General features: G+C 68.3%; 9 protein-coding genes, 1 pseudogene and 1 riboswitch. Of the genes and pseudogenes, 2 read left to right on the top strand and 8 right to left on the bottom strand.

The features are described from left to right. The 7 genes and pseudogenes from E1261_RS36940 to E1261_RS36910 form a co-directional block, all read right to left on the bottom strand. Positions 1 to 389: pseudogene (locus E1261_RS36940) on the bottom strand (MiaB/RimO family radical SAM methylthiotransferase); the annotation flags it as partial. Positions 390 to 486: 97 nt separating this feature from the next. After that, on the bottom strand, positions 487 to 1,239 hold the full coding sequence (locus E1261_RS36935; protein ID WP_132414391.1) for a helix-turn-helix domain-containing protein: 753 nt from the start codon (positions 1,237 to 1,239) through the stop codon (positions 487 to 489). 127 nt (positions 1,240 to 1,366) lie between these two features. Further along, positions 1,367 to 1,933, bottom strand: a complete 567-nt coding sequence (locus tag E1261_RS36930; RefSeq protein ID WP_132414390.1) for a hypothetical protein — start codon at positions 1,931 to 1,933, stop codon at positions 1,367 to 1,369. Positions 1,934 to 1,935: 2 nt separating this feature from the next. Continuing rightward, complete coding sequence (locus E1261_RS36925) at positions 1,936 to 4,557, bottom strand: FtsK/SpoIIIE family DNA translocase (RefSeq protein WP_202875362.1); 2,622 nt, start codon at positions 4,555 to 4,557, stop codon at positions 1,936 to 1,938. A gap of 80 nt (positions 4,558 to 4,637) precedes the next feature. After that, the gene (locus E1261_RS36920) at positions 4,638 to 6,728 is read right to left on the bottom strand and encodes a DUF6351 family protein (RefSeq protein WP_132414389.1); all 2,091 of its coding nucleotides are present in this window, start codon (positions 6,726 to 6,728) and stop codon (positions 4,638 to 4,640) included. 377 nt (positions 6,729 to 7,105) lie between these two features. Further along, positions 7,106 to 7,636: a DinB family protein gene (locus E1261_RS36915; protein WP_132414388.1), complete on the bottom strand. Its 531-nt coding sequence runs from the start codon at positions 7,634 to 7,636 to the stop codon at positions 7,106 to 7,108. Positions 7,637 to 7,672: 36 nt separating this feature from the next. Further along, the gene (locus E1261_RS36910) at positions 7,673 to 8,038 is read right to left on the bottom strand and encodes a VOC family protein (protein ID WP_132414387.1); all 366 of its coding nucleotides are present in this window, start codon (positions 8,036 to 8,038) and stop codon (positions 7,673 to 7,675) included. Positions 8,039 to 8,134: 96 nt separating this feature from the next. Then, positions 8,135 to 8,248: riboswitch (SAM riboswitch) on the top strand. Between the two features lie 16 nt (positions 8,249 to 8,264). Here E1261_RS36910 and E1261_RS36905 point away from each other — a divergent pair. Then, the gene (locus tag E1261_RS36905) at positions 8,265 to 9,629 is read left to right on the top strand and encodes an aminotransferase class V-fold PLP-dependent enzyme (protein ID WP_132414386.1); all 1,365 of its coding nucleotides are present in this window, start codon (positions 8,265 to 8,267) and stop codon (positions 9,627 to 9,629) included. Positions 9,630 to 9,639: 10 nt separating this feature from the next. Here the strand turns inward: E1261_RS36905 and E1261_RS36900 are convergent, their stop codons facing one another. Next, positions 9,640 to 11,691: a prolyl oligopeptidase family serine peptidase gene (locus tag E1261_RS36900; protein ID WP_132414385.1), complete on the bottom strand. Its 2,052-nt coding sequence runs from the start codon at positions 11,689 to 11,691 to the stop codon at positions 9,640 to 9,642. Positions 11,692 to 11,744: 53 nt separating this feature from the next. On the opposite strand from E1261_RS36900, the gene E1261_RS36895 reads away from it, so the two are divergent. After that, complete coding sequence (locus tag E1261_RS36895; RefSeq protein ID WP_132414384.1) at positions 11,745 to 12,560, top strand: alpha/beta fold hydrolase; 816 nt, start codon at positions 11,745 to 11,747, stop codon at positions 12,558 to 12,560. Positions 12,561 to 12,682: the final 122 nt, after the last annotated feature.

Raw genomic sequence — 12,682 nt, 5'->3', positions numbered from 1 at the left:
GTGTGGGGGTGGTGTTTGGTGCCCGAGAGGATGGAGCGGAGGCGGTCGGAGATGTCGGCGTAGTCGTCGAAGCTGAGGACGGCGTCGGTCTCGGGGAGGGCCTCGGCGAGCTGGTCGCCGTAGCGCTCCGCGAGGCAGCCGACGGCGACGACGGCCTGGGTGCGGCCGGAATCCTTGTAGTCGGCGGCGGCGAGCAGGGTGTCGACCGAGTCCTTCTTGGCGGCCTCGACGAAACCGCAGGTGTTCACCACCACGGTGTCCGCGTCGGCGGCGTCGTCGACGAGCTGGAAGCCGCCGGCCTCGAGGCGGCCGGCGAGTTCCTCGGAGTCGACGTCGTTGCGGGCACAGCCCAGCGTGACCAGGGCAACAGTGACGGGTGGCGTAGTCATCACTACGAGTATGACGCGCCGCCCAGCCTCACACCTAACCGCGACCGCTCACTGTGACCGACGACCGATGGCCGATGCCCGACCACCGAGACCGGCGCTACCTCTTGGTCAGCGTCCCGTCGGGGTGGGCAACGAAGCGGTAGAGCTTGGTGGCCTGGGGTTTGCCGTTGACCTTGACCACGAGGTTGCCCGGGGCACCGGCGGAGACCCGGATGTCACCGACCGCGGTCACCGTCTGCACCGATCCCGGACCGACCAGTCCCTGGAAGAGCCGCTTGCCCTTCTTGTCGCGCAGCGTCACATAGGACCCGTTGTTCTTCGCGGTCAGGGTGAGCGTGGTCTTCGTCGGCACCACCGGCGGCGCGACCGGCTTCTTCTTGGTCGGGGCAACCGTCGGCTTCGGAGTCGGCTTCGGCGGCTGGGTGGTGATCGTCGTGGTGGCGGTCGTCTTCGACGCGTTCGCCTCGACGTCGCTCGGCAGCGTGAACAGCCGAACCATCCCCCAGCCCATCAGACCGACCAGGATCGCGCCGAGCACGATGCCCCAGCGTGGCCGGGCCGGGTGCAGGGTCGGGCCCTTGACCGCGGCACGTTCCTCGCGACGGGACTTCTCCTCCTCCGCGGCGTGTTCCGCGTCGAAGGACGCCACCAGCGGGGCCGGGTCGGCCTTGACCACGCGCGCGATCGACCGAATGTGACCGCGCGCGTAGAAATTGCCACCACAGCGGGAGAAGTCGTCGGCCTCCATGGCGGTGAGCAGCCCGGTTCTGATCCGGGTGGCGGCACTCAGCTGCTCGATCGTCATGTCGGCCCGTTCACGGGCCGCCGTGAGCTCGCTACCGATGCTCACGTGGTCACCGTCCTCTCCGTCGCCCGATCCGAAAAGCGGGCCATCAGCATCAATGAGTTCCTGGATGCCGGCAGCCGGACCGCCGACACCAAGTCAACGGTCGTCGCCCGATGGGGTCACGGACAAGTCAGAGTTGCTCGCGCACCGGACATCTGGCGTCCGCGAGCATGTGCAAAGCCTGTACCACTTCCCCGTTCGACGGGCGTGCCGTCAACCCGAACGGTACCGCGAGTGAGGATCCGGTCAGACGACGGTTGGCATCGGTGGTCTTGCGGGTCGTCCCCGGCATCGCGGCCAGGGTCGGACCGGGATCCAGCAGATGCACGGCGATCCGGCCGTCGTCGAGCGGATGCCGGCGTTTCAGCACCGTCACCTCCTCGATCTCCTGCCACCGGGTACCGATCCATTCGTTGCCGATTCGCAACCGGATCCCGACGTCGTCGGCCACCAGCATGTCCCCGACCGTCAAGGCCCGGGCACACACCACGGCCAGTACGGCGAACGCTGCCGCTGCGAACCAGCGCAGTACACCGATCGCAGTACCCGAGGCGGAGGCGGCGAAACCGACGGCCACCAGCCCGGCGCCGAGGGCGAGGCCCCCGTGCACCTTCTGGGAGGCGCGGATCGTGAACGGGACAGGCTTGTCGTCGAGGTCGAAACCCTGGTTACGGGGCAGTGCGCTCGCTTCGGTCACTGTCACTCTCCTCGGAGGGTGGTGATGAAGTCTTCCAGGTCGTCCGGTTTGACCAGGACGTCCCGTGCCTTGGATCCCTCACTGGGACCGACGACACCCCGGCTCTCCAGGATGTCCATCAACCGGCCGGCCTTGGCGAAGCCGACCCGCAGCTTGCGTTGCAGCATCGACGTCGAGCCGAACTGGGTCGAGACGATCAGCTCGGCGGCCTGGACCACCAGGTCCATGTCGTCGCCGATCTCGTCGTCGAGATCCTTGCTCGGGCCGGCGACGACAGTGACGTCCTCGCGGTACGTCGGCTCCAGCTGGGTCTTGGTGTGCTCGACGACCGCGTGGATCTCGGCCTCGGTGACCCAGGCACCCTGGATCCGCATCGGCTTGCTCGCACCCATCGGCAGGAACAGACCGTCACCCTGACCGACCAGCTTCTCCGCACCGGGCTGGTCCAGGATGACCCGGCTGTCGGCCAGCGACGAGGTCGCGAAGGCCAGCCGGGACGGCACGTTGGCCTTGATCAGACCGGTGACGACGTCGACCGACGGCCGCTGGGTGGCCAGCACCAGGTGGATGCCGGCTGCCCGGGCGAGCTGGGTGATCCGGACGATCGAGTCCTCGACGTCTCGCGGCGCGACCATCATCAGGTCGGCCAGCTCGTCGACGATGACCAGCAGATACGGGTACGGCGTGAGCACGCGCTCGGACCCTGGTGGCGGCTTCACCTTGCCGCCGCGGACCGCCTTGTTGAAGTCGTCCACGTGCCGGAAGCCGAAGGCCGCGAGGTCGTCGTACCGCATGTCCATCTCGCGGACGACCCACTGCAGTGCCTCGGCGGCCTTCTTGGCGTTGGTGATGATCGGCGTGATCAGGTGCGGAATGCCCTCGTAGCTGTTCAGCTCCACCCGCTTGGGGTCGACCAGGATCATCCGCACCTCGTCGGGGGTGGCCCGCATCAGGACCGAGGTGATCAGTGAGTTGACGAACACCGACTTGCCGGAGCCGGTCGCACCGGCGACCAGCAGGTGCGGCATCTTCGCCATGTTCGCGACCACGAAGCCGCCCTCGACGTCCTTGCCCAGCCCGGCCACCATCGGGTGATGGTCGTTCCGGGCGGTCGCGCTCCGGATGACGTCGCCGAGGCTGACGATCTCCTTGTCGGTGTTCGGGATCTCGATGCCGATCGCGGACTTGCCGGGGATCGGGGACAGGATCCGGACATCGGCCGAGGCGACGGCGTACGCGATGTTCTTGGACAGCGCGGTGACCTTCTCGACCTTGACCGCGGAGCCGAGCTCGACCTCGTACCGCGTGACCGTCGGGCCGCGGGTGTAGGCGGTGACCTGGGCGTCGATGCCGAACTGCTCGAACACCTCGGTGAGCCGGTCGACGACCGCGTCGGACGCCTTGGTCCGGGCCTTGTGCACCGATCCTGGCTTCAGGATCTGACCGTCGGGCAGCGTGTAGGTGATGTCGCCGGACAGGCTCAACTGCTCGACGCGCTGCGGGATCGGGGTGTGTGGCGGCGGTTCCGGGGTCGGCGCGTCGTTCACCTTGAAGCTGGGCGTGGCCGGCGCGGCGGGAGCAGCAGCGGCTCCGGCCGCCGCGTCGACGTCATACGCGTCATCCTCCGGCGGCGCGGCCTTCGGCTTGCGGCCGCGCTTGGAGATCTCGCGTCCTTCGAGCACCGGTGAGTCGTACGGCTTGAGCACTGGCTCGCCGTCGTCCTCGAGGGCCGCCTTGGCGCGCCGCTCCTTGCGGGTGAGCCGCACGGTGTCGTCGGTGGAGGGCTCCGAAGCCGGCGCCGCAGCCTCATCCGGAAGCTCGGTGCGGCCCATCAGTACGTCGAACGCTGCGCGCACCCGGAGCGGGATCGCGTAGATCGCCGTACCGGTGATGATCAGCAGACCGAAGATCGAAAGCAGGACGAGCAACGGAGACGCGACGTACTGCGTCAGCAGGTCAGCGAGCACTGCGGAGATGATGTAGCCGACCGCGCCGCCCGCATCGTGCAGCGGGGCATCACCCGGGACGCTCGGCCGCGGGATGCCATGGGCGATGTGCACCAGCCCGAGCACCCCGAACGACAGCAGCGTCCAGCCGATGATCTGGCGGCCGGCGGGGCCGTTGCGCTCCGGATTCCGCAGGGTGCGGACAGCCATGGCCAGCAACAGCAGCGGGACGGCCCAGCCGGTCACACCGATGCTCTCGCCAACCGCGGTCCGGACGCCGTTGCCGACCGCTCCGGGAAGGCGCCACCAGATCGAGGCGGCGACCACGATCGCCAGCCCGATCAGGAACAGGCCCGCACCGTCGCGACGGTGCTCCGGCTCCAGGTCACGCGCGCCGTGGCCGATTCCGCGGGCCATCTTGCCGATCAGGTGCGCGACGCCGATCCACAGCTTGACGAGGCCGCGGCCGATCGCCAGCATGGCGGCCGCGAAAGGGCCCGGCCCGCTGTTTTTGGGTGTGCTGGTCCGCGCAGCGGTGCTACCACCGCGCTTCGAGGTCTGCCCACGCTTCTGGGCGGCCGACGGACGGGTGCGTCCACCGGCAGCGGCTCGGGCCGTACTGGGCCGTTTCGCTGCCGACTTCTGCGCCCGCGCCGGGGAAGACGTGCGGGTCGCCATGTTTAGCAGGCTACCTCCAATACCACTCGAGTCACACGTGTCACACGCCGATCACGCTGCCCCATCCGTAGCGTCACGGCTCAGAAGGCGGGCCACGCCTCAGTGGGACGCTGCTGGCCGTCCCCCGGTGCCTTCCAGTCGCAGACACCCTGCGGGAAGGCCTGCCGGAGCGCGGTCCACTGGGCCGGTGTGAAGTCGACCTGGTAGTCAGCCGGTGACAGCGGGCGCAGACGGCACTTGATGATGTCGTTGGCGACGGAGGCCCCGGCCACCTGGCGTGGGGCCGGCCAGACCGGGTAGAGCGTGTTGCACCGCGTCGTACCGATGCCGTTGACCTGCTTCTCGACGATTTTGGTGCCCTGCGGAGTCCAGCACGCCTCGACCAGCGAGGAAGGCTTGTTGCGGAGCAGGCGGCTGTGCGACGAGCCGGGACCGGTGTCGGCGTCCATGGCATCCATCCACTGGTCCAGCGCCTTCAGTGCGGACAGAACGACCGGATTGCCGGTGCTGAAGCCGCCGGGCGCGTCGCCGGACTGCACCAGCATCACCTGGTTGTCCGCGTCGCCGTTCGCCTTCACCAGCCGCTCACGCAGTGAGAACGAGTGGAATATCAGGTGGATGTCCCCGTTCGGCTGCTCGTCCAGGTACTGCCGGTAGTCGATGATCGGCGTGCTCGCCAGTCCCCCGCCGCCGTTGATCAGCTGTCCGGTCCGGTACGCCGTCTCGGTCGCAAGCGGATCGGCCACCGTGCGGCCCGGGACGAAGTTGGCGTCGGCGTCGAAGCCACCGATCGCGCGGTTCAGGTCGACGAACTGGGCCGCGGTGATCTTGCCCGCGTTCAGCGCGGCCAGTCCGTACTGGATCCCGGCATTGTCGAGCGGCCGCCGGACGGCACCAGCGGCGTTCTTGCCCCAGATGTTGACCTGGTGATCGTAGACGTCACACCGAGCGCCGTCCGGGTTCGTCGCCGGGTGGTACCGCTGTTCCACAGGTAGTTGCTCAGGGCAATAAACCCGCGGGTCGATCCGGCGGCCGGCACCGGCCAGGTTGGCGATCGTCTCGACCTTGCCGAACCCGGCGGCAGCGCGCTTCTGTTCGGAAGTCCAGCCGTCCGCAGACCGGAAGTAGTGATCCAGCAGCAGCGCATCGGTGATCGTGTGCAGGGTGGCGAACCCGACCTCCGGGAACACACACGCCGCGACGATCCCGTCCAGCAGCCCCGGATAGTTGTCTGCGATCTGGAAGACCTGGTACGAACCGCCGGAGCAGCCCCAGCCGATGGTCTGCCGCGGTACGCCGATGGTCTCGGCGATGTGCTCGCGGGTCATCGTCATGGTCTCGGCCGCGAGCACCCCGTTGCAGTTCACCCCGAACACGTTCAGGCTCGACGAGGCAACGGCGTACCCGCGTCCGAGCAGTACGTCGTCGTTGATCCCGCCGGTGTTGCTCCCCTGCTGGTACCAGCCGCCCGGGCAGCCGCCGCCGAAGCTGTAGACCAGTCGGCCGTTCCAGCCCGACGGTGGCCGCTGCACGCTGGGCGCACCCGCCTCGCGGTCATGCAGTACGGCGTACTCGTAGATCGATCGGTTGATCACGCCGGTCTCGACGCGAACGATGTACGGCACCCGTCGGCCGTCCGAGGTGGTCGTCGTGGCCAGGTCGGCGGGCTTCGTTTCCGGCAGCACCTTCAGCGACCGGTCGATCGTCGAGCGGTACAGGTAGTCGACGCGGGTCGGCACCGAGCAGTTCGGCCCGGTCGCCGGGCCGAGTTTGACCTTCGCGAGGGTGGTGAAGCCGGCCGTCCCGCAGATGTACGGCGTCTCGTGCGGACCAGCCAGCATCGGTCCGGAGCGCGGGTAGTTCGTGATGCCGAGCCGGGCCTCGCCCGCCGTGATCGTGTTCCGGCCGACCACCAGCCCGCGAACCAGGCCGATCAGCCGGTCCGCGGTTCGCGTGAATGCGTCGGTGACGTCCTGGCCGTTCAGTTCGATGACGAGGCCGTCGAGGTTCTCGCCGGTGATGCCGATCAGCGCGTTACCGTCGCTGACGAAGTCCGGCCGCGGCGTCGACAGCACCTCGATCCGGACGCCGTACGCCGCGCTCGCAGGCGCAACCAGCAACGCGGTGAGCACCGCGAAGATGAGCGCAACGAGGGCGGCCGGCCGCTTCATGGCAGGAAGTTGACCACAGCGTCCGGGCCATCGGAAGACTTGTTACCAGATCGATCAGGCTCCTTGACCGCAAGGCGCGGTTAGTCAAGGTGTTAATCACCGCTAACGTCCGAAAGATCGGAGGGCCCGCCTCCGGCTGTTCGGACGTTAGGGAAACCCGCAGCGGACGGGTCGCCGAATCCCCTTCCCCGAACCGGTTTGGGGAGGAACATGAGCCTGGCGGGCCCAACATCCACCTGGGGGCCCGCGATGGTCGGGGCGGGAATGACCTTGAGCACCCCTCAACCACTTGCGGGCCGCGCGCATGGTTGAACCGTGCACAACGTCGTACCAGCTCGTGTGGAGAGCCCTTGACCAACGGCCTTGCCCTTGACCGGTCAGGCGCCTGTGGAGCCGTCCAGCTGCTCGCGGAGCAGGTCGGCGTGCCCGCAGTGCCGGGCGTACTCCCCGACCAGATGGATGTAGATCATCCGGAGCGTCGACTCCGTCCCCTTGAAGACGAACCGCTCGTCGAACGACCGTCCGGCCGCCGCTTCGTCGGACAGCTTCCATTCGGCGATCAATCCGTCGTACGCCGCCTCGGCCTCGGCCGGATCGATCAGCTCGAAGTCGGCGTCCTTCCCGAGCTCCGGCGCGAACAGCGGCTCGGCCTTCTCGCCGGCCGCGAAGTGGATCCGGAACCAGATCCGCTCGACCTTGGTCAGATGCCGGATCAGCCCGAGCAGTGACAGGTTCGACGGCGGCGAGGGCCGGGTGGCGAGCTGCTCGGCGGTCAGCCCGGCGCACTTGTAGAGCAGCGTGCGCCGGTAGAAGTCGAGATATCCCCGCAGCAACTCGGTTTCCGGCGCGGTCAACGAACCGTCGGGCCGCTCGACAGCAGGTGCGGTCCAGGCCGCGATGGTCGTCATGCCGCCATCCAACACGCCCGGGCCACCGGTCGCGAATCAATTCACCGGCGGTGCCCACCCAGGCCTCGGGATCAGGCAGAACGGATGCCCGGCGGGATCCTCGAACACCGCACCGGTCAGTCGGCGGGCACCGAGCGCGACGACCGCCGCGGCCGCAGCCTCGACGTCGTCGACCATCACGTCGAGATGCATCTGCTGCGGATGCGCGGGATCAGGCCATTGCGGCGGCCGATGCTCCGGCGCGCGCTGGAAGGCCAGGCCTGAGGTGCGGTCGTTGTCCGCGACGACCACCCAGTCGTCGCTGCGATAGGTGATCGGCTTGCCGAGGAGCGCGGCGTAGAACTCCGCCAGCCGGAGCGGATCCGGGCAGTCGACGACCAGGTGATGCAGCCGTCCGATCATCGTTCCGCCACCTTCCGTCCCACGATGTGTATGTCTATCTCACCACATGAGATTAGGGCTGGCGTCCTTGTGGCCGGGTCGTTACCGTTCTCGGCAGGTCATGAGCGCCAGCGTCAAGCCCCGGCTCGCTGGCCGGCAACCCTCCTCCGCGGTGGGGTGCCCCGGGTGAAGACCAGGCCGTGCGGATACCCCGTTCGGCAAGTGCGGACTTCCCGGGAGCGAAGCTATGTCGATCCTCTCCATCCTCGAGCCGGCCAGCACCACCGCCCCTCGCGCAGCGGTCACCCGCCTGGCGAACGGCACCATCCCCGCCACCGTCGGTGCGGACCTGCTGGTCCCGCTGGCCGACGGCCGCGTGACGGACTACGCGAACTTCGACCACGGTGCGAGCGCACCCTGTCTGGAGTCGGTGCGCGCCAGTGTCGAGGCAGCTCTGCCGTCGTACGCGTCGGTCCACCGCGGCAACGGGTACGCCTCCCGGATCACCACCCAGTGGTACGAGCGGGCCCGCGTCGAGGTGCACAGCTTCGTCGGCGCCCGTGCGGACGACCAGGTGATCTTCACCCGGCAGACCACCGACGCCCTCAACCTGCTCGCGCACGCTGTCCCGGCTGACGCGACTGTGATCGTCTTCGAGTCCGAGCACCACGCGGCGCTGCTGCCGTGGGGCGAGGAGCGCACCGTCCGGCTCGCTGCACCGGCTTCGGCCAGCGCGGCTGTGACTGCCGTGGCCGACGCGCTGCGGAGCGCTCCGGAGGGCCCGCGGCTGGTTGTCGTCACCGGAGCGTCGAACGTGACCGGTGAGATCTTCCCGATCGCCGAGCTCGCTGCAGTCGCGAAGGCGCACGGTGCGCGGATTTGCCTGGACGCTGCCCAGCTGGCGCCGCACCGTGTCGTCGACATCGCCGAGCTGGACGTCGACTGGGTCGCACTGTCCGGCCACAAGCTCTACGCCCCGTACGGCGCCGGTGCGCTGATCGGCCGCGCGGATTGGCTCGACGCCGCCGACCCCTACCTGTACGGCGGGGGCGCGACCACCTCGGTCACCGGCGACGGTGTGGTCTGGGCGACCGGCCCGTCCCGCCACGAGGGTGGCTCCCCCAACGTCATCGGTGCAATCGCACTGGCCTCGGCCTGCGCGACCATCAGCCGGAACCGCGACGCCATCGAGCAGCACGAGCGCAGCCTGCTCGCCCGGCTGCGCACCGGCCTGGCGCAGATCGCGGACGTCACGACGTACTCGATCTTCGGCGCCGAGGCCGACCGCGTCGGCACGGTCTGCTTCACCATCAAGGGTCTGAGCTCGACACTCGTCTCCGCGGCACTCAGCGCGGAGTACGGCATCGGTGTCCGCGACGGCAAGTTCTGCGCCCACCCGCTGGTCGGCCACCTGCTGGCCGACGCACCCGAGCACGGTACGGCGGTGCGCGCCAGCCTCGGTCTCGGGACGACCCGCGAGCACGTGGACCGGTTGGTCGGCGCAGTGCGCTCGCTGGCCACCAACGGGCTGCGCGCGGAGTACGAGGACACCGACCACGGCTGTCAGCCGGCCGATGACCCTCGCGACCTCCACGCGCCCCGCATCTGGTGAAACACAACTCCTACTGCTCAGGAGTCTCCAGACCTACGTGGTGAGCAGCAAACGCCAGTAGGTCCGCCCACTCCGCCGCAATCATCGCGGCGGGTTTTCCGAAGCCGTGACCGGTGTTGACCTCCACTCGGGTCAAGACGGGTTCGGCCGCGGACTGGGCATACTGCAACGCAGCGATGAACTTGTGACTGTGCAACGGGACGACCCGGTCATCGTGGTCACCGGTGACCACCAGCGTGGCCGGGTACGGCGTACCGTCCTGCACGCGATGCAGCGGCGAGTAGGCCAGCAGGTCCTCGAACTGCTCCGGGTCGTCCGGATGCCCGAAGTCGGACGCCCACGCGGCCCCCACTGTGAACAGGTGGAACCGCAGCATGTCCAGTACGCCGACGCCCGGCAGCGCGACCTTGAAGAGGTCGGGCCGCTGTGTCATGGCGGCTCCGACGAGCAGTCCGCCGTTGCTGCGGCCGTGAATGGCCAGCTGCGCCGGAGTGGTCACTCCCTGGTCCCGCAGGTGTTCCGCGACCGCGATGAAGTCGTCGAACACCTGCTGCTTGTGCTTGAGCCGCCCGGCATCGTGCCAGTCGCTGCCGTACTCACCGCCGCCGCGGAGGTTGGCAATCGCCAGCACTCCCCCGGCAGCCAGCCAGGCCGGCCAGCCCTGCTTGTAGTCGGCCAGGACCGGGATGCGGAAGCCGCCGTACCCGTAGAGCAGTGTCGGGCGCGGTGTGGCGAAGTCCAGGTCGGCGCGGGTAATCAGGAAGTACGGCACGTCCCCGGCCAGCTGGCGCGTGACAACTACGGAAGGCGACTCGTAGCCGGTGGCACCGCGGACCAGCTCGGGCAGCGCCCGCACTGCACCGGTCGACGCAGAAACGACGTACGAGACCGTGGGGTCGATAGTGGTCGACAAGCCGATGAAGAACTCGTCGTGCTTGGTGCTGGCATTCAGAGCGAGCACACCACCGCCCTGTACGTCGACCACGCGCGCATCGGAGCCGTCGAGTGCGTAGAGCGTCAGCACTGGCTGGGCATCGACCAACGTGACGGTCGCCAGCCCGGACGCCGTACCGCGAACAGCCTGCAGTGCGTCGGGCCCCTCGGGGATGAGGTCGGAGAAGGTGCCGTCCAGCGCGGCGAGCACCACGCGGCCGCGGGAGGCGCCGCGGTCGGTCTGCAGCACCAGCTGGTCGCCGGCCATCCGGATGAAGATGATCTCGTCGGCCAGCTCGTCGACTACCTTGATCGGCTCGCCGAGACCGTCGGTGGTGATCGGGTAGACCCACAGCCGGGAGGCGGGGTCAGTGCCCGCATTGATGTGCACAACGACGTACCTGTCGTCCTCGGACAGCTCCGGTGTGATGAACAGGCGGTCGTCCTCGGGGAAGGCGAGGACCAGCTCGTCGTCGGACTGCGGCGTACCCACGCGGTGCAGTTTGAGCTGACCACCGGACAGCGTCTTCGTCTCGGTGCCCTCATTGCGACCACTCGACGGGTAATGCAGGTACAGGTACGCCGAACTGTCCGGGAGCCACGTGGCCTCGCAGAACTTGGCCTCCGTCACCTCATCGTCCACCGGGTCCCCAGTGGCGATGTCGAGCAGCCGGAACGTCGTCCAGTCGCTACCGCTCTCGTTGATGCCGTAAGCGAAGTACTTGCCGTCCGGGCTCACTGTGAACGTCCCCAGTGAGTCGGTGCCGTCCTCGGACAGCTTGTTCGGGTCAATCAGCACCCGGCCGCTGTCCAGCAGCTCCCCGAGGGACTCTGCGACGTACACGACGTCCTGAGCCTGTGTGCCGTCGTTGCGGCCGACGAAGTACCAGCCACTCTTCTTGGCCGGCACTCCGGCGCGCGGACGAGCCAGGATCGCGGACAGCGTGGTCTGGAACCACTGCCGCTCCGGATAGCCCGCCAGCTCGGCCTGGGTGTACTCGTTCTGCCGGTTCACCCAGTCCTGGGTCTCGGCGGAGTCAGGGTCTTCCAGCCAGCGGTAGGGGTCGGCAATGGCGTGCCCGTGCAACGTCTCGACCACATCGTCACGGCGGCTTTCCGGATAGGTCATGGGGACAAACCTAACCGGCAGCCAGAATCACTGCCCTGGAGTACCGTCAGTGGATGGAGCTTCAGGGGGTGAGCCACCGGTTCGTCGACCTGCCCGGCGTGCGTCTGCACGTAGCGGAGGCCGGGAGCGGTGAGGCCGTCGTACTGCTGCACGGGTTTCCGCAGCAATGGTGGGAGTGGCGTGACGTCATCCCCGCACTGGCCCAGCACTATCGGGTGATCTGTCCCGACCTGCGCGGGTTCGGGGAGTCCAGCGCTCCGGCCACCGGGTATGACCGGGAGTCGTTGCTGGCCGACCTCATCGGGTTGCTGGATGCGCTGGAGCTCGATCGGGTCCACCTGCTCACGCATGACTGGTCCGGGATCCTCGGAACGCTGCTGTGTCTGCGGCACCCGGAGCGAGTGCGGGATCACTTGATGCTGGCGATCCCGCCGTTGGGGGCGAAGCCGGACGCGGCGATGTTCGGGCGGATGATGCGGCACGGCTGGTTCAACCTGGTACTCCCCTGGCCCGGACTCGGTCCGTGGGCACTCCGCCGTACCGGATTGGCGAAGACGATGCTGCGCGATCACTCGGTCGGCATGCCCGACGACCTGGTCGAGTTGTTCGCCAGTCAGTTCCAGGATCCTGCGCGTGCCGTGGCTGGATCGGCTCTGTATCGGCAGTTCATCCAGCGCGAGGGCATGCGGCTGATGCGCGGCGAGTACCCCGCAGCGCAGCTCACGACGCCGACGAGGGTGCTGATCGGTGCCGAGGATCGCGTCGTACGGGCCGATGCGAACTCCCACGAGATCCCGGGCGCATCGCATTTCATCGTCGACGACCGGCCGGATGCGGTCGTCGAGCACGCCCGGGAGTTCTTCAACTGATATGGAGTGACCTGCTGTCAAGAGGCAAGGGTGAGGCGCCCGGCTGGGTTGTTCCCGGTCGGGCGCCTCGTGGCTTCGTGGATCAGCTGTGGTGGTGAGCGTGTCGTTGGCGACGCGCGGTC

It is taken from the genome of Kribbella albertanoniae (assembly GCF_004348455.1).
In the GTDB taxonomy this organism is placed as follows: Bacteria; Actinomycetota; Actinomycetes; order Propionibacteriales; family Kribbellaceae; genus Kribbella; species Kribbella albertanoniae.
Note: the sequence above shows the minus strand (reverse complement) of the source record. Positions and strands in the feature narration are given on the sequence as shown.